At 68.0% G+C, this 20,344-nt stretch carries 25 protein-coding genes; 5 read left to right on the top strand and 20 right to left on the bottom strand.

Annotated elements, in window-relative coordinates:
- The 6 genes from ACIQLK_RS01840 to ACIQLK_RS01865 all read right to left on the bottom strand — a co-directional run bounded on the left by ACIQLK_RS01840 (position 1) and on the right by ACIQLK_RS01865 (position 6,433).
- Complete coding sequence (locus ACIQLK_RS01840) at positions 1-1,992, bottom strand: cytochrome c oxidase assembly protein (protein ID WP_400362446.1); 1,992 nt, start codon at positions 1,990-1,992, stop codon at positions 1-3.
- An 82-nt stretch (positions 1,993-2,074) separates the two neighbouring features.
- On the bottom strand, positions 2,075-2,353 hold the full coding sequence (locus ACIQLK_RS01845; RefSeq protein ID WP_018187642.1) for an HU family DNA-binding protein: 279 nt from the start codon (positions 2,351-2,353) through the stop codon (positions 2,075-2,077).
- Between the two features lie 339 nt (positions 2,354-2,692).
- A complete protein-coding gene (gene pip / locus ACIQLK_RS01850) occupies positions 2,693-3,628 on the bottom strand; it encodes a prolyl aminopeptidase (RefSeq protein WP_400362448.1) in 936 nt (311 codons plus the stop codon).
- A gap of 176 nt (positions 3,629-3,804) precedes the next feature.
- Positions 3,805-4,836, bottom strand: a complete 1,032-nt coding sequence (locus tag ACIQLK_RS01855) for an alpha/beta hydrolase (RefSeq protein ID WP_400362450.1) — start codon at positions 4,834-4,836, stop codon at positions 3,805-3,807.
- A gap of 254 nt (positions 4,837-5,090) precedes the next feature.
- Positions 5,091-5,666 (bottom strand): RNA polymerase sigma factor, encoded by a 576-nt coding sequence (locus ACIQLK_RS01860; protein ID WP_400362452.1) that lies wholly within the window; start codon positions 5,664-5,666, stop codon positions 5,091-5,093.
- A complete protein-coding gene (locus ACIQLK_RS01865; RefSeq protein ID WP_400362454.1) occupies positions 5,663-6,433 on the bottom strand; it encodes a hypothetical protein in 771 nt (256 codons plus the stop codon). Before ACIQLK_RS01865 ends, ACIQLK_RS01860 begins: the two co-directional genes overlap by 4 nt.
- A 359-nt stretch (positions 6,434-6,792) precedes the next feature.
- On the opposite strand from ACIQLK_RS01865, the gene ACIQLK_RS01870 reads away from it, so the two are divergent.
- From ACIQLK_RS01870 to ACIQLK_RS01885, 4 genes are all read left to right on the top strand, one after another.
- Complete coding sequence (locus ACIQLK_RS01870) at positions 6,793-7,278, top strand: hypothetical protein (RefSeq protein ID WP_400362456.1); 486 nt, start codon at positions 6,793-6,795, stop codon at positions 7,276-7,278.
- Positions 7,279-7,858: 580 nt separating this feature from the next.
- Positions 7,859-8,068, top strand: a complete 210-nt coding sequence (locus ACIQLK_RS01875) for a hypothetical protein (protein ID WP_400362458.1) — start codon at positions 7,859-7,861, stop codon at positions 8,066-8,068.
- Positions 8,069-8,091: 23 nt separating this feature from the next.
- A complete protein-coding gene (locus tag ACIQLK_RS01880; protein WP_400362460.1) occupies positions 8,092-8,229 on the top strand; it encodes a hypothetical protein in 138 nt (45 codons plus the stop codon).
- Positions 8,230-9,231: 1,002 nt separating this feature from the next.
- Complete coding sequence (locus ACIQLK_RS01885; RefSeq protein ID WP_400362462.1) at positions 9,232-10,092, top strand: hypothetical protein; 861 nt, start codon at positions 9,232-9,234, stop codon at positions 10,090-10,092.
- 174 nt (positions 10,093-10,266) lie between these two features.
- On the opposite strand, the gene ACIQLK_RS01890 is transcribed toward ACIQLK_RS01885, so the two are convergent.
- The 14 genes from ACIQLK_RS01890 to ACIQLK_RS01955 all read right to left on the bottom strand — a co-directional run bounded on the left by ACIQLK_RS01890 (position 10,267) and on the right by ACIQLK_RS01955 (position 19,775).
- On the bottom strand, positions 10,267-10,572 hold the full coding sequence (locus tag ACIQLK_RS01890) for a biopolymer transporter Tol (RefSeq protein ID WP_400362464.1): 306 nt from the start codon (positions 10,570-10,572) through the stop codon (positions 10,267-10,269).
- A gap of 115 nt (positions 10,573-10,687) precedes the next feature.
- Positions 10,688-10,993 (bottom strand): 30S ribosomal protein S14, encoded by a 306-nt coding sequence (gene rpsN / locus ACIQLK_RS01895; protein WP_018187657.1) that lies wholly within the window; start codon positions 10,991-10,993, stop codon positions 10,688-10,690.
- 4 nt (positions 10,994-10,997) lie between these two features.
- Positions 10,998-11,168, bottom strand: a complete 171-nt coding sequence (gene rpmG, locus ACIQLK_RS01900) for a 50S ribosomal protein L33 (RefSeq protein WP_005051772.1) — start codon at positions 11,166-11,168, stop codon at positions 10,998-11,000.
- Positions 11,168-11,404 (bottom strand): 50S ribosomal protein L28, encoded by a 237-nt coding sequence (gene rpmB / locus ACIQLK_RS01905; RefSeq protein WP_018187658.1) that lies wholly within the window; start codon positions 11,402-11,404, stop codon positions 11,168-11,170. The genes rpmG and rpmB overlap by 1 nt, the downstream gene beginning before the upstream one ends.
- A 189-nt stretch (positions 11,405-11,593) precedes the next feature.
- Positions 11,594-12,226 (bottom strand): HEAT repeat domain-containing protein, encoded by a 633-nt coding sequence (locus ACIQLK_RS01910; protein WP_400362469.1) that lies wholly within the window; start codon positions 12,224-12,226, stop codon positions 11,594-11,596.
- A gap of 166 nt (positions 12,227-12,392) precedes the next feature.
- Positions 12,393-13,058: a DNA-3-methyladenine glycosylase gene (locus ACIQLK_RS01915; RefSeq protein ID WP_400362471.1), complete on the bottom strand. Its 666-nt coding sequence runs from the start codon at positions 13,056-13,058 to the stop codon at positions 12,393-12,395.
- The gene (locus ACIQLK_RS01920) at positions 13,055-14,443 is read right to left on the bottom strand and encodes a hypothetical protein (protein WP_400362472.1); all 1,389 of its coding nucleotides are present in this window, start codon (positions 14,441-14,443) and stop codon (positions 13,055-13,057) included. Before ACIQLK_RS01920 ends, ACIQLK_RS01915 begins: the two co-directional genes overlap by 4 nt.
- A complete protein-coding gene (locus tag ACIQLK_RS01925) occupies positions 14,433-15,206 on the bottom strand; it encodes a TIGR03943 family putative permease subunit (RefSeq protein ID WP_400363845.1) in 774 nt (257 codons plus the stop codon). Before ACIQLK_RS01925 ends, ACIQLK_RS01920 begins: the two co-directional genes overlap by 11 nt.
- A 4-nt stretch (positions 15,207-15,210) precedes the next feature.
- Entirely contained in the window at positions 15,211-16,242 is a 1,032-nt protein-coding gene (locus ACIQLK_RS01930) for a permease (protein WP_400362474.1), read from the bottom strand.
- Positions 16,232-16,660, bottom strand: a complete 429-nt coding sequence (locus ACIQLK_RS01935) for a Fur family transcriptional regulator (protein ID WP_400362476.1) — start codon at positions 16,658-16,660, stop codon at positions 16,232-16,234. The genes ACIQLK_RS01930 and ACIQLK_RS01935 overlap by 11 nt, the downstream gene beginning before the upstream one ends.
- A gap of 10 nt (positions 16,661-16,670) precedes the next feature.
- The gene (locus tag ACIQLK_RS01940) at positions 16,671-17,570 is read right to left on the bottom strand and encodes a metal ABC transporter permease (RefSeq protein WP_400362478.1); all 900 of its coding nucleotides are present in this window, start codon (positions 17,568-17,570) and stop codon (positions 16,671-16,673) included.
- Positions 17,567-18,379, bottom strand: a complete 813-nt coding sequence (locus tag ACIQLK_RS01945) for a metal ABC transporter ATP-binding protein (RefSeq protein WP_400362479.1) — start codon at positions 18,377-18,379, stop codon at positions 17,567-17,569. The genes ACIQLK_RS01940 and ACIQLK_RS01945 overlap by 4 nt, the downstream gene beginning before the upstream one ends.
- Positions 18,376-19,371: a metal ABC transporter solute-binding protein, Zn/Mn family gene (locus tag ACIQLK_RS01950; RefSeq protein WP_400362481.1), complete on the bottom strand. Its 996-nt coding sequence runs from the start codon at positions 19,369-19,371 to the stop codon at positions 18,376-18,378. The genes ACIQLK_RS01945 and ACIQLK_RS01950 overlap by 4 nt, the downstream gene beginning before the upstream one ends.
- Positions 19,372-19,442: 71 nt before the next feature.
- Complete coding sequence (locus tag ACIQLK_RS01955) at positions 19,443-19,775, bottom strand: DUF3140 domain-containing protein (protein ID WP_400362483.1); 333 nt, start codon at positions 19,773-19,775, stop codon at positions 19,443-19,445.
- Between the two features lie 137 nt (positions 19,776-19,912).
- Between ACIQLK_RS01955 and ACIQLK_RS01960 the strand changes: the two genes are divergently transcribed.
- Positions 19,913-20,341 carry a BLUF domain-containing protein gene (locus tag ACIQLK_RS01960; RefSeq protein WP_400362485.1) on the top strand — a complete coding sequence of 143 codons (429 nt, stop codon included), beginning with the start codon at positions 19,913-19,915 and terminating at the stop codon, positions 20,339-20,341.
- The last annotated feature ends 3 nt before the right edge of the window (positions 20,342-20,344 follow it).

A 20,344-nucleotide genomic window follows, 5' to 3' on the forward strand; every position in this document is an offset into this window, starting at 1 on the left:
TCAGCGCGCGGCTTGCCGCCGGGCATCCCTCTCGTCGCGGGCGGCGATCGCCGCGAGGCGGGCGTTGTAGGCCTCGAGCTCCGCGTCGCCCGACCTGTCGGCGTGGCGGTCGTTGCTGCGCTGACGCCGCTCATCCGACCGGCTCCACTGCACGGCCACGACGATCGCGAGGATGAGCGTCGGGATCTCGCCGATCGACCAGGCGATGCCGCCGCCCGTGTACTGGTCCGCGAGCGGGTCGAGACCCCAGGTGCGCCCCATCGATCCGAACCACTCGGCGACGAAGAGCCCGGACGCCATCATGATCGCGATACCGAAGAAGGCGTGCATCGCCATGACGCCGATGAGAGTCAGCAGGCGGCCGGCGTGCGGAAGGCGGTAGGGCACCGGGTCGATCCCCGCGAGCGACAGCACGAAGAGGTATCCGACCGTCAGGAAGTGGATCACCATCCACTCGTGCCCGAGGTGCTCGTAGAGCGTCCACCGGAACAGATCCGTGTAGTAGAAGGCCCACAGCGAGACGATGAACAGCGCGGCCGCCACGAGCGGATGCGTGATCACCTTGGCGTACGGGCTGTGCACGGCCCAGAGGATCCACTCCCGGCCGCCGCGCGTCCCGTCGTCGCGCTTGCGGATGGCACGCGAGGCGAGAGTGACGGGCGCCCCGAACACGAGGCACATGGGGATCGCCATCGACAGCAGCATGTGCGCCGTCATGTGCATGCTGAAGAGATAGTCCTGGTAGGCGTTGACCGGACCGCAGGTCACGTAGAACAGCAGGACGAGACCCGTGACCCACAGCACCGTGCGTCCCAGGGGCCAGGTGTCGCCGCGGCGGCGGAGTCGGCGTACGCCCGCGAGATAGAAGAACAGACCGAATCCGGCGGCGAAGGCCCAGATGAGGTCGATGTCCCACGCCGTGAAGAACCGGTCGACGGTGAGCGCCGGCGGCAGCGGAGAACCTGTCAGGACTTCGGCCGGGGTCTGATCGAACGGCAGAGTGGTGTCGACGGGCGGCGGCGTGAGAGACAGGGCGACGGCCGCACCCGAGGCGATTCCCATGAAGGCGACCTCGAGCACGACGAGCGTCCAGAATCGGGCGGCGACGGCCGTGTCGCGGATCCCGGCGATCAGTCGGCGTCGGTAGTACGCCCCCAGCACACCCATCGCCAGGAGCGCGGCGACCTTCACCATCAGCAGGGCGCCGTAGGCCGAGAACAGGTTCTGGAACGAGAGGATGCCGATGGCCGCCCGAGCGATGCCCGACAGGGTCACCACGACGAAGGCGGCGAGGGCGATGCTGGAGTAGCGCTGCAGGACCGTCGCGAGACGATCGCGGGACAGCAGCGGACGCAGGAGCAGGAGCATCAGCAGGCCGCCGAGCCAGGCGGCCGCCGCGATGATGTGCAGGGCGAGCGAGGTCACAGCGATGTTGTGGTTCGCTTCACTGCCCGTGTGACCGGCGGTCGCCATCGGCACCATCGACGCGATCGCGAGCAGTGCGACGAGCAGGGTCGCCAGCCAGCCGCGGACGGCGAACGCCAGGACGGTGAGCACCGCGCCGGCGACGGTCGTCATGAGCCAGGCGCGCCCAGGATCTGTGTCGACCAGGAACCGGCCGAGCTGTTCGCCGAAGGCGGCGTCACCGCTCGGGCGGGCGGGGATCACCTTGAGAAACGTCAGGTAGCCGGTGACCGCGCTCGCGACGGTGAGGATCGCGGCGCCGGCAGAGGCGGCATCCAGGGCGAAGTCGAACTCCTTCGACCCCGCGACCAGCGAGAAGAGGGCCAGGACGAGGGATCCCACGAGGAGCGCCGCCGACAGGTTGACCGTGAGCTCGGCGACCGGGAGCAGCCACCGGACGACGGGGCCGGGGTCGCCGATCACGAGGGGCGCAGCGCCACCGCCGTAGGCCAGTCCCAGCAGGAGCGCGATGAGACCCGCGCCCGCGAGGATCGCCGGCCCGGCGAAGCGGAGAGCGCGCGGATTCACCCTGCAAGCCTACGCGCGGGCAGGTGGGGGAACGCCGAAGGGGGATGCCTCTCGGCATCCCCCTTCGTACGACTGCAGCGTCTTACTTGACGGCAGCCTTCAGCTTCGAGCCGGCGCTGACCTTGACGCGCTTGCCGGCGGGGATGTTGATCTCGGCACCCGTCTGCGGGTTCCGGCCGGTGCGAGCGGAGGTCTCGACCTGCTCGAACGCGATCCAGCCCGGGATCGAGACCTTCTCGCCCTTGGCGACAGCCTCGGACACGGACGCGAACAGGCCGTCGACGACGCGCGAGACGGTGGCCTGGCTCTCGCCGGTGGCGCTGGCGATGCTGGCGACGAGTTCGGTCTTGGTGATGGCCATGGTGCTCCTCCAGACGGCGGATCGCCGTCTTCAGTTACTCGGACCGACGGGGTGACCGCCGGCTGGTCGTTGCGACCGGTCCCGAATATACCCACGAACCGCGTGTTTCCGCGGATTTTGGGTCATCTGCGCGGCAATTGGGCGGCGTGTCGCGTGTCGGATGTGCTTTTTGGGGCGGATGAGGCGGTTTCGGCGGGATTCCGCGGATTTCTGCGGGGGGGGTTGCTTTTCGGGGCGGTCATGCCGACGGCATCCGTCATCGGATTCGGACGGTGTCGTCGGATTCGGATGCGGCAGCGCTTGCGGGTCCGAATCCGGCGCGGCTGTCCGAATCCGGCGTCACCCGCGCGCGAACGCGTCGGCGGCGTCGCAGGCGAGCTGCGCGGAGGCCGGTCCGCCGTGCCCCTCCTCCTCGAGAATGTGCAATCGGCTGCCTGGCCACGCCTTGTGCAGCAGCCACGGGGTGATGGCCGGTCCGCTGACGTCACGCCGGCCGTGGATGAGGATGCCCGGGATGCCGGCCAGTCGATCCATCCGCTCGAGGATGGGGGGCTCGAGGAAGCAATCCTGCGACCAGTAGTGCGTGACGAGGGTGGCGAAGTTCTCCCGCGCGCGCTGGTCCTCGTGCAACGGCCCGGGCTGCGCCCAGGGCGAGAGGCCGATGTGCGACGACTCCCAGTCGTCCCATGCGTCGGCGGCCCGGGCGCGCACCGCCGGGTCGGGGTCGCGAAGCATCCGTGCATACGCGTCGATGACCCGCTCTGCGGGTGGGACGAGCTCGCCCAGCCGCGCCCGGGCCTCGGGGAAGATGCGGCCGACGCCGTCGCTGATCCATTCGATCTCATGGCGCGCACCAGCGGTCACCGCGAGCAGGATGATCTCGCTCACCCGCTCGGGATGTTGCTGCGCGTAGGCGAGCGCGAGCGTCGAGCCCCACGAGACGCCGTAGACCAGCCATTGATCGATGCCGAGGTGCTCGCGCAGCGCTTCGATGTCTGCGATCAGCGCCGGCGTGGTGTTGGTGTCGAGTCGCCCGAGGTCGTCGATCGCCCAGGGCGTGCTCGCCCCGCATCCGCGCTGATCGAGACCGACGATGCGGTAGCGGTCGGGATCGAAGACGCGTCGGTAGCCGCCTCTGCCGAGGCCGCCGCCGGGTCCACCGTGCAGGTACAGCGCCGCACGTCCGGTGTGGGAGCCCGAGACCTCATAGTGGAGCCGGGCGCCATCCGGCCGGTCCAGCATTCCGGAGGTGTGGGGCTCGATCTGCGGATGCACGCGGGGCACGCTACCAGGCCGGGCGCGCCGCGGACGGGCGGGCGGGGCGGGGCAGGTCGCAGGGCGGGGCAGATCGCGGGGGCGGCAACAACCGCGGAGATCCGACGAGATCTGGGCGCCCACGCTGCTCGAAGGTCGGAGCAGGCCCGAATCTCCGCGGCTGGTGCTGGGCAGCGTCAGATGCGACGGAGCGCGGCGATGACGTCGTCCTCCCAGCGGCGCGCGGCCGGAAGAGCGCCCACATAGAGAGGAGTGTCGTGCGTGACGCCGAGGTAGCGGGTCGCGCTCGCATCGACCCCCGCGTCACGGAGCTTCGCGGCATAGGTGGCGCCGTCTCGGCGAAGCGGATCGTACTCGGCGGTCAGGATGACGGCGGGCGGCAGGCCCGCGTGCGAGGCTGCGCGCATGGGCGACGCGTACTGCTCGCGCGCCCGCGACCGATCGCCCAGGTAGGTGCTCGCGACCGAGCGCAGCTCGCGGAGCGCGATGAACGCCGGGACCCACAGCGCGTAGGTCGCGCGCAGATCGATCCACCGGCCGGTGAGGTCGGTGACGGGCACCTCGAGGATCTGCAGCGTCGCCTGGGGTGTGCCGCGATCACGGTTGAGGAGGGTGAGGGATGCCGCGAGGCATCCGCCGGCTGACGCACCGTTCAGGCCGATCCGCCCTGGATCGATCCCGAGCTCTACGGCGTGCGCGTGCAGCCACACCCACGCCGCATGGACCTGTTCGATCTGCGTGGGGTAGCGGTGCTCCGGCGCGAGCGAGTACCCGACGGTGACGAGCACGACGCCGGAACGGTCGGCGCGGCGGCGACACGAGGCATCCGCGGTCGGATAGTCGATGCCGCCGATGCGGAACGCTCCGCCGCCGATCACGAGGCACGCGGGCGCCGGGGTCGGGGCGGATGCCGGGCGGTAGATGCGGATGCGGACGTCCGGGTAGCCGTCGACAGGCACTGTGACGTCGGTGGTCTGCATGTCGGGGCCGGGGGTGCCGGCGGTGCGCAGCTCCATGCGGTCCCAGTTGAGTGCGGCGCGGCGGTGCCGTTCGCGTGGAGTTATCGGCTTCGTCTTCTTTCCGGAAGCGGATGCCGTCGGTGCCGGCGTCGCCGGCCGGAACCGCGCGGTCAGATCGGTCCACGCCTTCTTCGCGAGGTACCGGCGGTGCGTGCGTAGCCGCTCGCGGAAGAACGGGTCCAGTGGCATGCGACTCCCTCCGACCAATCGAGGCTATCGCCGGGCGGCAGCGACGGGGCCGCTCTTGACGCCCGCTCGTCGCGGGTCCCTGCTCGAGGTGTGAGCGGCTCGGGAGGCCGCACCGAAAACGTTCGAGCGGGGTTTCGGCGCCCCGGGGTTTCGGCAGGGGTTTTCGGTGACTCGATCTGCGGCGTGTCGAGTGTCACCGAGTCCACTTGGCAACGCCCGCCGAAAACGATCGTTTTCGGCAGGAACTCAGCCTGTCATGAGTCGATTGCCCTGTAGGCGAGGCGGAGCTTGCCGAGTGCGCGCGCATACCGGGTGCGTGCCGTCCCCGGATTGACGCCCATCACTCTTCCTGCGGCGGCGATCGACAGCTCCTCCCACACAACGAGCCGGACGAGTTCTTGATCGCGTGCGGGAAGAAGCTTTAAAGCCTCGGCCGCGATGAACGCCTCATCCGGAACGTCCTCGACTGATGTCACCGCGGCCGCGGCCCGCAGGGCCTCGTCCGCCCGGTCTCGACGAGCTCTGCCGCGATGGTGGTTCGAGAGCACCTTGCGAGCAATCCCGTACGCCCACGCCCGACGCTCGTCATCTACCGCCGGGAGTCGTGAGCGATGCTTCCACAGCGCAGCGAGTGTCTCCGATGTGCAGTCTGCGGCATCGTCCGTCGGTGTCACGCGCCGAGCGAAGTACCTCAGAAGCAACGGGACGAGGGGCGCCACTGCTTGTTCGAATGCCCGGTCCGCAGCTTGTGCGACGTCGGCTGTCTCATCCTTCAGAACCTGATCAGAGGGCGGCTTCAGCTCGCTCCCGGCTGCTCTGGCCGCGGTCATCGGTCATCCCCATAGACCTCGTCGAAAATCTCATCCGTGAGCTCGTGGCGGTCGATCCCATCCCACCCGGGAGCTCCCTCGAACTCAGCCGCGGCCTGTGCCGCTTCCCGGTCGCCCGCTGCGATCCGCTCTGCAAACGCTCGCATGATGTCTGTTATCCGACCACCGTCAGTTGCTACGATCGCAGGCCAATCAGCTGCTTCCGTGATGACACGAGACGCGGTCTCCTGCGCGGCGGCGTCACCGCGGTCATTCGCGGCTATCCATGCGGTCAGCCAGTCCTTGTATGACTCCGACTCGTAGGTACGTCGGAGCGACGTGACCGGGGTGAGTGCGTCAGCGGACGAAATGCCGATGACACGTGCGGTCAGGTCCTCACGGGTGACTCCCGGCGCGAGCGGCATCCACGTGGGATAGACCGATGCGACGACCTTGTCGAGATCGGGCGCACTCAGGTCGATCCACTCATCGTCACAGTCATACTCGGTGACCTCAGCGCTGACGCAGTGATCGCGATGGTCGCCGGGGTTCGGGGATCCGAACCATCCCGTCCGCGCCATGAAACCTGCCGCAGCCGCACCGGCGGGGATCCCCACCACCAGCGTTGCAGCGATCGCCCCCGTGATCAGCCCCCAGCGTGGCCGCTTACGTTCGCGACGTGCGCGGCGCACCGCCCGAAGCGCATCACCGTCGGAGACGGTCGCCAGCGATGCGGGGTCGGCCGCCCGCAGGGCGCCGATCAGCTCGTCGTCGGACATCATCTTCATGAGCGCTCCCATCGTGTCTGAACACTCAGTTCATGTCCGCACCGACCCGAACCGTTTCGTCACACTAGACAACGATCGGGGTGCGTCTCCGCCGGGCCCGCTCTCGACCCGCAAGTAGCAACTGTTCACGACGAGAACGACGCGGCCCAAGGGTCTAGGGCGTACTCGAGAATCTCGCCAGCAGTTCCGAGAAGACGGCGCATCATGCCGTAGACACCGATGAAGCACGACCTGAGATAGTGGTGCCCATGGCGGGGACAGCGGAGCGCGGTGATCCAGTGAGTCACGTTCACGCGGAGCCTGTCCCACCACGGCCACAGGGAGCGCGGCTCGTGCGAGCGCTAGTCGGCGTCGGTTATGTGGCCATCTACGCCGCCGCCGCGATCGCCGCCGCGATGATCAGCTCCCTGATCTTTTCCGCCACAGGTAGAGGCGACGCGACGGTGGCCATCACGCTCACCTTCCTCGCGATATTTCTCACCGCAGCCCTCGGGATCGCAACGATGGCCAGGCCGATCATGCGGCTCCTGAGCCCGACGTATCTCGCTGCTGCGTACGTCATCCCGTGCGTGTTCACACTCGTCTACGGCGCAATCATGGTGGCGGCGTCCTCGTTCGCGACCATAGACGAGCCTCTCAACGACTGGCGCTGGACCGTCTGGCTGCGATCTTTCGTCTGCCTTGCGCCTTCCCTTGCAGTGACCTTCGCATCGGTATCGGCGCGAGTGAACTTCGCCCGTCCACGTCGACATTTTGCCGTTCTGGTCGGTGTGGCAGTCGTGCTCCTCGCGTCGACCGCTGCCGCCGTTCTTGGAGTGTTGGCCTGGACACCGCGCGCGGGGTGACTGAGCGTTCGCAAAGGGTCAGACGGCTGGCACCGGCCAAGAGTCATCCGCCGCCGACACCTCGCCGTAAACGTCCACCGAAACCGGGTATCGGGCGTCGTTTCTGGTCGCACCTGAAGCGCCCAGGAGGCATCTCCGCCTAAAAGGATCGTTTTCGGCGGCCCGGTGCGTGACCTCTCTACTGGCTCCGGAGCGGCCATTGCTAGCGCCGTAAACAAGCGGACGTAGAAGCGCTCAGGGTGTGGCGCCTCTCAGCGCATATGGCGCAGAGCGGTAACGCCCCCAAAAATCAGGCAGAGCTGACCTACGAGTGTGAAATAGGGCCCGACGCTTCTCGGGTCGAGAACGATAAGCACAACGCTGGCTACTGCGACGACACTCGCGGCGACGAGGAGGACGATCCACAGCGTACGAAGTGGCCTGCGACGGGCCGCGCGCTCCCCATTCATGCCTTGACTATGTCAGCTGGTAGCGCTCGGCGGGCAAAATGGTTCCTCTGCCGCGAAAAAAGCAGGTTAAACATGCCGCAGGAACGCGTATTCGCGCACCGTTACGCCTGCATCCCTGCCATCATCGTCCGATGGGCCTCCGGCTAAAAGTCATCCTTCTGCTCCTCGTTGGCGGAGGAGGCGTCGGCGTGGGATTCGGCCTCGCGATCGTGTTCAACCTCCCGTGGGGATGGCTGCTCGTCGCCGGGGGCGCGATCGCCCTGATCTTCGGATTCATTCTCTTCGTCCGACTGAAACAGCGTGACGCGCCGCAGACGACTCCGGGAAACCACCAACCGTGACTAGTTCACAGAGGTGGGGCGGATTGGCGGTCGGGATCGTCTTCGCGCTGATCGGCCTGCTTCTCGGATCCTCAACAGCGGCGTTGGTTCTGATCGTTGGCGGTGTGATCATCGCCGCCGTTCACGCGGGCCTGTTACTCGCCGCTCATCGCAACAAGTGAGCGGCACAACTGACCGGCTCTGACAGCCTGCACCGTCGCAATTCCGCCAGAGACGTCTGCCACAACCCGGCAGCGGGCGCCGTTTGTGGCGCGCCCAGTTCGGCACCTCGGGCACAGGCGCCGGAAACGATCGTTTTCGGCTGGGCTAGACAACCCGCTGTCTGCCTAGGACCGCGAGCGGCTCTCAATTGCTCAGAGCACGATCACTCGTCGACAGAACAGCGAGCTGTGTCATCGCCACTCAACCAATCTCCGTCCGTGTTCCATCGCCACACGCCGAGCGAGACATCACCGGACTCAACCTGAACGCTCGAGTGGAACGATGCTCCGATGTGTATCGACGTCCAAGCGCCCTGCGGGCGATGAAACCTCGTGACGGAACCTGCGGATGCGGGCCCAAGCTCAATGACGGGCGGCAGGTCGATATCTTCGCTGTTCCTGTCCGTTGAGACGGCCACCCAGTCGTTCGCGTCGGGCACGCATGTGACGTAGTCAATCGACCCATCGAAGTTCACGCGAATGGCAGACGGATGCACGGCCTGGCATCCAGTTAGCGCGACGACTCCGATGGCGCAGATCCCCGTGAACCAGGATCGAATGGGACGCATGGCGCGACAATATCGGTCGTTGCCTCCGGCGCAGGATGACGTCGTTAAATCGTTGTGCGCCGCGCCACCTCATCGACCTATGCACGCCACAAACGATCGTTCTCGGCGGCTCCAACAATGCTGGCGTTCAAGACCGATGATGAGATCGGACGAGGCGCGGAGCACTGGTTGTCACAGAATGGGGACGTGTCAGACGCGACCCGGTTTTCATCGCCACCAGAGCCGCTTGACGCATATGCGCGTCACCGGGGCGCCTACCAGTCCGGTGCAGTCGGCTTCGATGACGAGATGGATGAGCCGCTGGACGCGATCCTTGACGGCCTACGTCGAGGCGAGAGAGCGCCCGGCCCCAGGGACGTGGCGCTGAGATCTCGACCGTGAAGGAGACGAGCCGATGAGCTTCATCTATGAGCGAGACGCCATAGAGCGAGCCGCCATTCTGACCGGCGAAATCACCGCCGCCGATATCGACAGGTTGGTCGAGGGCGCTTATCGAACGATCATCATCGACGGGGGAACCCTCCGCGCGGGAACGTCTCTCCGGTGGACGCGAGAAGTGCCCACGCTGCGCGCGCTAGAGATCAGGGGGCGGGTCGATACCCCAGCTCTGTCATCGGTCGAGGGTTCCTCGATCCGCACTCTCGTGGTCGCGACGAACCGTGCGCGATCGGTACCCACATCCGACCTGCAATCGTTCGAGATCATCAACTCCGAGGATTTTCGTTTCGCCGAGAACGGCTGGACGGATCTTCCTCGACTCGAGAAACTCGTCCTCGGTCGTGTCGACAGTGATGTCGTATCGGCAGGAGACGGCTGTCCTCGGCTGACCAGTCTCAAGCTGCAAGGGATGCACCAGACGGTCGCGCTGGATTGGGTCGATCCGCCGTCCGAGCTCGAGTGGCTGCTCATGATCTGGATGCGGTGCAGAGACCTGTCGGCGCTGAACCGTTGCCGCGCGCTCCGCAGTCTCCACATAGACAACTCCTCTGTCCTCGTTGGCGGAGACGTCGTGGACGTTTCTCATCTCGCGGACCTATCCCAACTCGAATCGATCGGTATCGCGGAGAATCTTCCCCTGGTCGGCGTCCCGTCGCTGGTGGAAGGCGAGCCGCCCTTCACTCACCTCCCTGTCGCGAAGGGACTGCATGACGGCGACCCTGCGCACTCCAGAGTGCGGGAGTTCAGATTCCGCACGAAGCGAGAGCGTCCGGGTCGGAAACGGTCACCGAAGCCGGGTTCCGGCTGGCCTTTCTGACTGTCACTCCAGCATCTTGTGCTGCCGTGGCGCCCTTTTCTGAGATCACCTTCCGCCAGACGCAGTTTGCGGCGTAGGGGACGGGAACTGATTGCGAGGCGCGCGTCCGACGGCGGGCGGTCCGTGCCCCCGACCGGCGAGCCCGGCTGGGATCGTGCACTGGGTCAAGGTCGCTCAGTCTTCGAGATCCTCGAGCTCGGCGAGGGCTTCCTTCGCTCGGCGCAGGCGGTCGCCCTCCGGCTCGTCCCACCAGTACGGACCTCGCTCGCCGAGCCCGTGCTTTGCGAGGTCGACTCGTCGGCGGGCCGCCGACGTGGCATCCGGATCACCCTGCGCGCGCCGCGCACCTGATCGGCCGCGTCCGAGATGGGACGTCAACGCCGACACGAGGTCGGCGGGCAAGGACGGATCTGTGCGCCGCCATCGGCGCCCGTTGACGACGAGCCAGCGCTCGTCGTCAGGACCGGTGTCTTCCGTCATCGGCATCCCTCCCTCGGCCCAGATGAACTGACGCCCAGCATTTCACCTCGACGTTGCCCCCAAGGAAACGACGAAGCCCCCGTCCGGAGACGGGGGCTTCGTGCGGAAGTGGTGCTTACCAGCTCGACTTGGTCACGCCGGGCAGCTCGCCACGGTGTGCCATCTCGCGGAAGCGGACACGCGAGATGCCGAACTTCGACAGGTGGCCGCGGGGGCGTCCGTCGATCGCGTCGCGGTTGCGCAGGCGGACCGGCGACGCGTTGCGGGGAAGCTTCTGCAGGCCGACGCGGGCGGCCTCGCGGGCCTCGTCGGTCGCGTTCGGGTCCACGAGGGTCTTCTTCAGCTCGGCACGCTTCTCGGCGTAGCGGGCGACGATGACCTCGCGCTGGTTGTTGCGCGCGATCTTGCTCTTCTTCGCCATGCGATCAGCGCTCCTCTCGGAATTCGACGTGCTTGCGGATCACCGGGTCGTACTTCTTGAGCACGATGCGGTCGGGGTTGTTGCGGCGGTTCTTGCGCGTCACATAGGTGTACCCCGTGCCGGCGGTCGAGCGCAGCTTGATGATCGGACGAACGTCCTGAGCCTTCTTCGCCATTAGAGCTTCACACCCTTCGCGAGGAGGTCCTTCACGACCGACTCGATGCCGCGGGCGTCGATGACCTTGATGCCCTTAGCCGAGACGTTCAGCGTGATCTTGCGACCAAGCGAAGGAACGAAATAGGTCTTCTTCTGCACGTTCGGGTCGAAGCGGCGCTTCGTCCGGCGGTGCGAGTGCGAGATGTTGTGACCGAAGCCGGGAACAGCTCCAGTCACCTGGCACACTGCTGCCATTGTGATTCTCCCTCAAGCCTTCGAAAAGGCAGTTACCGTGACACCGGACGGTGCCACCCAAGATCCCTTGTCTGCACCCCGCTCACGGACACGGGTGTAGGCCGTCTTCTGAGGGTGGGATGCGAACTGCGTGCTGGAGTGCGCGCAGACGAAGAGTCAGTCTAGCACGGCCGGGCGTGTCGCCCTGACTCAGGCGGAGTCCGCCACCGCCGCGACGGCTTCGGCGTACGTCGCTTCCGGGTCGTCCATGAGTCGGGCGGTGACGGCAGCGTGAGCACGCGTGTACGGGCCGCCCGTCGCGAGCGCCCAGTCGACCTGCGGCCGCGCGGGCTCACCGAGCGTTGCGAACGCCTCGCTGAGGCTCCGCCGGGTCTCGTCCTCGCCGCGGGCGAACTGCGTCGCCAGGGTCGTCGCCAGAGCGGATGCCTCGGCCACCGGCACGTGCCGAGCCGCGGTACGCCACGCCACACGCGCGACAGAGTCGTCGGCATCCTTCAGCAGGTCGGGGGTGATCGCCGGCCACACCCGCGGGCCTCCGATCTTCGACATCGTGTGAAGCGCCTGCGCGCGGATCTGCGCACCGCGCGAGCCCAGTTCGATCAGGAGCCGGTCGATGACCTCGTCCGCATCATGCCGGGTCAACGCCCACGTCAGCATCTCGCGCACGAGGAACTGCGGCTCGATGCGGCACTGCGCCACGAGCACGGGGACGTACTCCGGCTGCGGGTAGGTACCGGCCGTCATCGCGGCCTGCACACGCGACGACGGATCCATCGACGCGAGGGCGGCCTCGAGGCGGTCGGCTGCTGACGTCTCGGACATGGTCACCTCACGGGGTCGGGTGGGATGAGGCATCCCACCTCCTCTGGAACGCTCCGGTCGGCGCGAGTGTTCCCGGCAGGCCGGTTCGTGAGGAGATGCCGCTTCGCGAGGACGTTTCGTCGCGCAGCCGTCCTCGGCAGCCGGCATCACCTCGCGAAGCGACACCTCAGCCGGCCGCCTCCCGAGCCCCTCGACCCCACCGGAACGCCGACACGGTCGGGTCGCCGGGGATCCAGAAGCGCCACGGGAACGCGTCCGTCCCCGCGATCCCCGCGACACCTACCCGCGGCCCCGTCGCGATCTCGGCCAGCGGCTCGGGACGCAGGAACAGGCGCGCGCTCGCGCCGGCCCGTTCCTCGCCCGTGACCGCGTCGATGCCGTCGTGGATCGGATGCCGCAGCCCCACCGCGTCGCCGAGCCGGCCCGGTCCGCGGGCCAGGTCACGCGCGGTGCGCGCCGCGGGCCGGCGGACGTGTGCGGCATCCGCTCCCTCGACGACCTCGCCCGCGCGCAGCAGGATTCCGCCCGCGACCCCTTCGGGACCACACACGACGTTCACGCACGAATGGATGCCGTGGCTCAGGTACACGTACAGATGGCCGGGCTCGCCCCACATCGTCGCGTTGCGGGCGGTCGGTCCCATGCGGGCGTGCGAGCCCGGGTCCGCCTGTGGCCCGGTGCCGCGGCCGTGGTACGCCTCGACCTCGGTGATGCGCAGGGCGACGCTCCCGGTCGGAGTCCCCACGCGCAGCTCGCCCCCGAGCAGGTTCGGCGCGACGACGGCCGGCAGATCCGTGAGCGCCTCTCGCGTCGCGGGGATCAGGTCCGTCACAGCGACGGAGCCTTCCGGCACCACGCCACGTCGAACCCCTCTGTGACGGTGACCTGCTTCCCCTCGAGGGAGTAGATGCGCGTCTCGAGCTTCTTCGGGAGCGGCAGCGTGTACCCGTCGTATGGGTTGTTCACGACGTCCGGTGCGATCACGAGGGCCGCGTACCGGCCGCTCGGCGAGACGCACGTCTGCAGCAGGCCGTCGGACGGGTCGACCTTCGCCACCACACGCGTCCTGCCTGTGGCGTCGACGCGCACGAGATTCGTGCCGAGCGGGTTCAGTCCGTCGAACGGGGTGAGGGCCCGGAGCGTCGAGCCGTCGGACATCGCGAGGACCGACCCCGTCTGTCCGAGCTCGGGCGCCGTCGCCGCGAGAGCTTTCTCCTTGGCCGAGCTGAGGTCGACGACAGCCGGACCGGCGACGCGCTCGATGTAGGCCGTCGTCCCCGCGATGTCGTCGATGCCGATCGCATTGCCGAGCTCCACGGGAGGCGCTCCCGCCGACGACACGAGGCTGAGCGCACCGTCGAAGGTGAGCATGAGGATCGTGTCGGTGCCGGGAACGAACCGCCAGTCCTCGACGCGAGGATCGGCACCGGTGATGGTGATCTCGGCGGGCTTGGCCGCCGGGTCGGCGGTCGACCCGGTGAAGAGCAGGCTCTCGCGTCCGCCGGATGCCGAGATGTCGGCATCCGTGAAGGTGTAGCCGATCGTGTTGCCCCGCTCCGCACTCTGCAGGTTCGTGACCACACCCTTGCCGGGGAGGGTCAGCTCCTTCGGGTCCGAGCCGTCGGTGCGGGTGACGATCAGGTGCGAGACCCCGTTCTCGAGCGTCGAGACGACGAGGTGGGCGGCTGTCGCACGAAAGTCCTCGATGTGCTCGTGCTCGAACACCGGCTGGGCGTCACCCGAGAGATCGACCCGGTAGATCTTGTCACCGCCGTCGCTGCGCTGCAGCACGTAGGAGTGCAGCTTCGGGGTCGAGAAGGACTCCTCGACGGTGGCGGTCGGCCCGCCGCCGAGCCCGGCGAGCCGGTCGATGCGGATCGTGTAGGTCGTATCGTCCCAGAGCGGATCGGTGAAGCGGATGCCGACGCTCCGACCCGAGGTGTCGACGCTGAACGGCGCCTTCGGCGTGATGGTGACCTGCGCGGCATCCACCTTCTGCAGCGATTGCGTCGTCTCGAAGATGACGCGGGAACCGGGCGAACTCACGGCGGCGGTCGTATCGGATTCGACCGACGTGACGCGGGGTCCCTGCAGGGTCGTGACGACGCCGGCGGCGAGCGCGACGACGCCGAGCACCGCGACGACAGCGACGACCCGCACCGAGAATCCGCGGGCCTGCCGTCGCCGACGCTGCGCGCGCCGGTTGTCAGAACTCATACGGGTCCTTGGGTTCGTCGATCGGCTCCACCGAGGCCGCCTTCACCTGCAGCTGACCGTCGACGTCGCGGATCGTGCCGGTGACCGTCACCCACTGACCCGCGCGAGGGATGTCGGCGGCGGCGACCGGGAGGCTCGCGGGCTGCGCGTCGATGACGCAGTGCGTGATGATGAGCCGGGTCAGGTCGAAACCCTTCGGTCCGGGCGCGACGAAGCCGGTCAACGAGATCTCGGTGCCGTCGAACACCTCGGGATCGGTCGCCGTCGCGAACACGCTCGCCCAGTCGCCGATGCCGAACGAGGCGGTGTCACCCGTGATGGCGAGAGCGACCGTGTCGGCGTTCTGGAAGAGGGGCGCGGCACCGGTGGTGCGCGAGGCCGCCAATTCCGCCGACAGGGTCGCCGGCGGAACGACGAGCATCGTGCCCGCGAGGCCGAGCGCGAGGACTCCCCCGGCCGCGGTCACCGTCGCGCCGGCAAGCTGCCGGGGCGTCCGCTGCGCATGCTCGTCGTGATCGTGATCGTGATCGTGATCGTGACCGGCGGCGGGCTCGTCGCCGTGGTCGTGCCCGTGGTCCTCGGCTGCGCCGAGCGGCAGCAGGAAGCTGATGACGCTGCCGACGAGAGCGAGCGCGGCCATCGAGACGGCGAACCACGACGACTCCGGGTTGATGTAGAGGCCCAGTCGTCCGGTCAGCGCGAGGGCGATCGTCAAGGCGGAGATCAGCGCGACCGCGCCGACCCCCAGCATCCGGAACCACACGGTGTCACGCAAGGAGGTTCACCACCCCTCCGATCGCGGCCGCCGCGAGGACGACCGCGACGACCAGGACGCCGAGCACGCGCGTGCGGAACGTGGTGCGCAGGAGCGCGAGCATCTTCACGTCGACAAGGGGCCCCACGAGCAGGAAGGCGACGATGGCACCGGGTGTGAAGGTCGAAGCGAACGACAAAGCGAAGAACGAGTCGACGTTCGAACAGATCGACACGATCATCGCGAGCATGATCATCGCGGCGATCGACAGGGCCGGGTTCGACCCGATCGACAGCAGCACGTCGCGCGGCACGATCACCTGCACGGCACCCGCGACGGCGGAACCGATGATGAGGGCCGGCATGACGGCGCGCAGCTCGACGACGAACTGCGCGAGGCTGCGCCGGCCGCGGTCGCCGGTGACGCCCCGCTCGGCCAGACACGCGTCGCGGAACCGGTCGGTGATGAGCGCGTCCTGATCCGGATGCCGGCTGTACAGCCACCCGATGACGTTGGCGATGAGCCACCCGCCGAGCAGACGCGCGATGAGGATGCCGTCGTCGAACCCGAACGCCTGGTGCGTCGTGATGATGACGATCGGGTTGACGATCGGCGCCGCCACGAGGAAGGTCAGCGTCTCGGCGACCGAGAAGCCGCGCATCATCAGGCCGCGGGCGAATGGGACGTTGCCGCACTCGCACACGGGGATCAGCATGCCGAGCAGCGACAGCACGGCTCGTCGTCCCCACGGGTTCCGCGGCATCCACCGCTCGATGCCCCCCGGCGGCACCCACACCTGCACGACGATCGAGAGGATGACGCCGAGCATGACGAACGGCAGCGACTCGATGAGCACGCTGAGGGCGAGCGTCAGACCGTCCTGCGCCCGGGTGGGGAGCTCCGGCGACGGACTCCACAGAGCAACGCCGATGAGCGCCAGGACGGCGATGAGTCCGAGCCCCAGCCAGAGCGCGCCGCGCGCAGCCGACCCCGGCGAGGATGTCGACGACGTCCGGGATGCCGCGGGGCGGACCTCAGTCCGCACGGGCCTCGGGCCGCTCGGCACCCCGCGCGAGCCGCGCGCTGCACTCGGCGCACGTGCCGAAGATGTCGACGACATGCTCGGCGTCGGTGAAGCCGTTGGCGGCCGCCGTGCGCTTGGCCCACGTCTCGACCTCGGTGGCCTCGATCTCGACGGCCTTGCCGCACACGCGGCAGATGAGGTGATGGTGGTGGCCGGTGCTGGCGCAGGCGCGGTAGATCGCCTCGCCCTCGGGGGACTGCAGCTGGTCCGCCTCGCCGCTGGCGGCGAGGGTGGCGAGAGCCCGGTAGACGGTCGCGAGGCCGATCCCGGTGTTCTCATCGCGGAGCGCGGCGTGCAGATCCTGGGCGCTCACGAATCCCGGGGCGTCGGAGAGCGCCGCGCGCACGCGCTCGCGCTGCCAGGTGTTGCGCTGGGCCATGACGCGGATTCTACGCGCGGACGCTAGCGACGGGCTGGGTGCCCCGCGAGGCATCCGTCCGCTGCACCCGGCCCCGCCGATCGCCGACGACGCGGCACACGAGGTAGATGACGAACGAGATGGTCGTGATGTAGGGGCTCACCGGCAGTGTGCCGGCGACCGCGAGGAGGATGCCGCCGACCGCCGACACGACGCCGAAGAGCGCGGCGAGCAGCGGCACGGCCACCGGACCGTGGGCGACGCGCGCGGCCGCGGCTGCGGGCGTGACGAGCAAAGCGAGGACGAGGAGGGCGCCGATGATGTGCACGGCCACGGCGACCGCGAGACCCAGCAGCAGCATGAAAGCGAGCGAGATCAGACCGGTCGGCACACCCCGCGCCGCCGCCGACTGCGGGTCGAGCGAATCGAACCGGAGGGGCCGCCAGATGAGGAGGAGGGCCACCAGCACGATGGCGGAGATCGCGATCAGCCAGGTGAGCTGGTCGGACTGCACTGAGACGATCTGCCCCGTCAGCAAGCTGAACCGGTTGGCGCTTCGCCCGTTGTAGAGGGCGAGGAAGAGGATGCCGAGGCCCAGCCCGAAGGGCATGAGCACGCCGATGATGGAGTTGCGGTCCCGCGCCCGCGAGCCGAGCCACCCGATGAGCGCCGCGGCGACCATCGACCCGACGATCGATCCGGTGACGACGTCGGCCCCGATCAGCAGCGCCGCGGCCGCTCCCGCGAACGACAGCTCGCTGATGCCGTGCACCGCGAACGCCATGTCGCGCTGCAGCACGAACACCCCGATGAGACCGCCCACGAGGCCGAGGATCGCGCCCGCCCACACCGAGTTCTGCACGAGCGCGAGGATCTGCCCGTACACCGGCACGCCGCCGAACATGGCGTTCGCGATGTCATCCCAGTTCATGCGTGGTCCTCGTGATGGTGGTGGGATGCCTCGGCGTCGGGCGCGCCGACCACGACCACGCGGTCACCCGCTTCGAGCACGAAGACGGGGGCGCCGTAGAGGTCGGTGAGGACCTCGGAGGTGAGGACGTCCTTCGGGGTGCCGAGGGTGAAGCGCCCGCCTGCGATGTAGAGGATGCGGTCGACCTTGCCGAGCAGCGGGTTGATGTCGTGGGTGACGAGCAGGACCGAGGCCCCGCTCCGCCGGTGCCGGTCGATGAGACCGACGACCGCCTGCTGGTTCGCGAGGTCGAGGCTCGTCAGCGGCTCGTCGCAGAGCAGCAGTCGCGGGTCGTCCGCGAGGGCCTGTCCGACGCGAAGGCGCTGCTGCTCTCCGCCCGACAGGACGCCGACGGGCCGGTCGGCGAAGTCGGTGGCGTTGATCGCCGCGATCAGCTGGTCGACCCGCTCGCGGTCCTTGCGGCGCGGTATCGGCGGGCCGAACCGATGCCCGTTGACGCCGAGGGCGACGAGGTCGCGTCCGCGGAGAGCGGTGTCCCGCGGGAGCGGTCGGGTCTGCGGCAGGTAGCCGATGCCGCGATTCCCCGCGCGGGAGACCCGCTTGCCGTCGACCTCGACCGAGCCCTCGCTGAGGTCCTCGAGTCCGAGGATGGCGCGCAGCAGAGTGGTCTTGCCCGAGCCGCTGGGACCGAGGACGGCGATCAACTCGCCCGGTTCGACCGTCAGATCGAGACCGCTCCAGAGCTCGCGACCGCCGCGCCGCAGCGCGGCACCCCGGATCTCGAGGGGGGCTGGTGCGTGCCGGGTCACCGGGTCAGCGTACCCGCCAGCTCGTCGATGTTCTTCTGCATCCACTCGACGTACGTCAGACCGTCCGGCAGGATCTCCGTGAACTTCAGAACCGGGATGTCGTTCTTCTCGGCCAGCTTGACCACCTCGGCGGTCTCGGCACCGCCGGTCTGGGCATTGACGATGACGGCTCGGACCTCGCCCGAGTCGAGGATCTTCGTCGCCTCGAGCAGTGTGGCGGGGGGAACGTCCTGACCCTCTTCTACGGCCTCGCTGAAGGCCTCCGGCGTCGCGTTCTCGAGACCGGCCGCAGCCGTGAGGTACAGCGGGACGGGCTCGGTGACGAAGATCTTCTCACCCGCGTGTGCGGCGGAGAGCTTCTCCAGCGAGGTCTCGAGCCCCGCGATTCCGTCGATGAGCTTCTTCGCGTTGGCCTCGAAGGTGTCGGCCTTGGCGGCATCCAGTTCACCCAACTCGTGAGCGATCTCCTCGGCGACATGCTCCACCGTGTGCGGGTCGTACCAGACGTGCTCGTTGAACCCCTCGATGTGGTCGTGCCCTGCGTGATCACCGTCCTCCGCGTGATCGTGTCCCTCGCCCTCGGCGTGCGTCTGTTCGGAGTGCCCCTCATTGCCGGGGTAATCGTGCGAGTACTCGACGGCCGTGATGACCGGAGCTTTCGTACCGCTCGCCTCGATGAGTCCGTCGAGGAACGCGTCGTACCCGGCGCCGTTCTCGATCACGAGGTCGGCTTGCGACACCGTGAGCTGGTCGCGCGCGGACGCCTCGTAGGAGTGCGGGTCCTGTGACATCGAACTGATGATCGACGTGACCTGAACGTCCTTCCCCCCGATGGCCTCGGCGATCGAGCCGTAGACGTTCGTCGACGCGACGACTTTGAGAGGATCCGCGCCCCCTGAGGACGCGGCGGGGTCGGTCGCGGTGGAGCAGCCGGCGAGGACGAGGACGGATCCCGCCGCGAGAGCGACGAGGGCGGGCACGCGAGAGGTCATGACCGCGAGTCTACGACCTGTTGATAACGGTTCTCAAACTCAGCGGCCAGCCCACAGGCGATCCATCACCATCACTTCTTGGGATCGTGGCCCCAGTTCATGAGGGAGTAGCGCCAATCGGTGTCGGTCACGTCCCCTTTCGGGCGCTGCTTCGAGTGCCGAGCGACGTATCCGTGGACCTTCTTCATGTGCTCGTAGTCGGCATCTGTCAGATCGTCCTTCTTCTTGCGCAGGATCTTCACGATCCGGCGTCCGGAGGCATGCCCGGTGGACTCGCCTCCCCCGGACTTCTGACCCACGTCCTTCGACTCGTCGGTGTCGAGCCATTTCTCGATCTCGGCGGCCGTCATATTGACCGCATCATCGAAGTCCTTCTTGATCTGCTGCTGCTCGTCGGCGTCCATTCCTCGACGGTGCCCGTCATGACGGAGTTCTTCCAAGGGGTTGCGCAAGGGGCGGAACGGCTCCTCACCCGGTGTTACTGTCGTCGGACCGAGCGGCATCCGAACGACTCGGCGCCTTACTCCGGGAGAGCTCGAGCATGACCGATCAGCTGACCTTCATTGCCTACGCGAGCCGTGCCACCGAACCGTTCGACCATGCGCGCCTCGTCAAGCTCCTCGCCGAGAGCCGCGCGAACAATGAGCGCGATGGGATCACCGGGATGCTCGTCTACAGCGATCCCGACTTCATCCAGATCCTCGAAGGACCGGATGCCGCAGTCCGAGCGCTCCTCGAGCGCATCGGTCGCGATCCCCGGCACACGGACGTCCGGGTCCTCCTCGAGGAGCAGGTCAGCGAGCGGAAGTACTCGACGTGGTCGATGGGCTACGAGCCGACGACTCCCGGAGACGGATCCGGCGAGGCCGTGGCTGCGATCCAGTCGGCGACCGACGACGCGTCGACGCGCGAGTCCACAGACGCCCTCGGCGGGTGGTTCAGGGAGAAGGCGGGCGCGGAGCGCGACTGACCC

Source organism: Microbacterium sp. NPDC091382 (assembly GCF_044757025.1).
Classification (GTDB): Bacteria; Actinomycetota; Actinomycetes; order Actinomycetales; family Microbacteriaceae; genus Microbacterium.

Bases quoted from the DNA above. Each gene is read 5' to 3' on its own strand.
- ACIQLK_RS01845 (WP_018187642.1), bottom strand. From the start codon at position 2,353: ATGGCCATCACCAAGACCGAACTCGTCGCCAGCATCGCCAGCGCCACC.
- ACIQLK_RS01855 (WP_400362450.1), bottom strand. From the start codon at position 4,836: ATGCCACTGGACCCGTTCTTCCGCGAGCGGCTACGCACGCACCGCCGG.
- ACIQLK_RS01860 (WP_400362452.1), bottom strand. From the start codon at position 5,666: ATGACCGCGGCCAGAGCAGCCGGGAGCGAGCTGAAGCCGCCCTCTGAT.
- ACIQLK_RS01865 (WP_400362454.1), bottom strand. From the start codon at position 6,433: ATGAAGATGATGTCCGACGACGAGCTGATCGGCGCCCTGCGGGCGGCC.
- ACIQLK_RS01875 (WP_400362458.1), top strand. From the start codon at position 7,859: ATGGGCCTCCGGCTAAAAGTCATCCTTCTGCTCCTCGTTGGCGGAGGA.
- ACIQLK_RS01885 (WP_400362462.1), top strand. From the start codon at position 9,232: ATGAGCTTCATCTATGAGCGAGACGCCATAGAGCGAGCCGCCATTCTG.
- ACIQLK_RS01890 (WP_400362464.1), bottom strand. From the start codon at position 10,572: ATGACGGAAGACACCGGTCCTGACGACGAGCGCTGGCTCGTCGTCAAC.
- rpsN (WP_018187657.1), bottom strand. From the start codon at position 10,993: ATGGCGAAGAAGAGCAAGATCGCGCGCAACAACCAGCGCGAGGTCATC.
- rpmG (WP_005051772.1), bottom strand. From the start codon at position 11,168: ATGGCGAAGAAGGCTCAGGACGTTCGTCCGATCATCAAGCTGCGCTCG.
- rpmB (WP_018187658.1), bottom strand. From the start codon at position 11,404: ATGGCAGCAGTGTGCCAGGTGACTGGAGCTGTTCCCGGCTTCGGTCAC.
- ACIQLK_RS01910 (WP_400362469.1), bottom strand. From the start codon at position 12,226: ATGTCCGAGACGTCAGCAGCCGACCGCCTCGAGGCCGCCCTCGCGTCG.
- ACIQLK_RS01920 (WP_400362472.1), bottom strand. From the start codon at position 14,443: ATGAGTTCTGACAACCGGCGCGCGCAGCGTCGGCGACGGCAGGCCCGC.
- ACIQLK_RS01935 (WP_400362476.1), bottom strand. From the start codon at position 16,660: ATGGCCCAGCGCAACACCTGGCAGCGCGAGCGCGTGCGCGCGGCGCTC.
- ACIQLK_RS01940 (WP_400362478.1), bottom strand. From the start codon at position 17,570: ATGAACTGGGATGACATCGCGAACGCCATGTTCGGCGGCGTGCCGGTG.
- ACIQLK_RS01950 (WP_400362481.1), bottom strand. From the start codon at position 19,371: ATGACCTCTCGCGTGCCCGCCCTCGTCGCTCTCGCGGCGGGATCCGTC.
- ACIQLK_RS01955 (WP_400362483.1), bottom strand. From the start codon at position 19,775: ATGGACGCCGACGAGCAGCAGCAGATCAAGAAGGACTTCGATGATGCG.
- ACIQLK_RS01960 (WP_400362485.1), top strand. From the start codon at position 19,913: ATGACCGATCAGCTGACCTTCATTGCCTACGCGAGCCGTGCCACCGAA.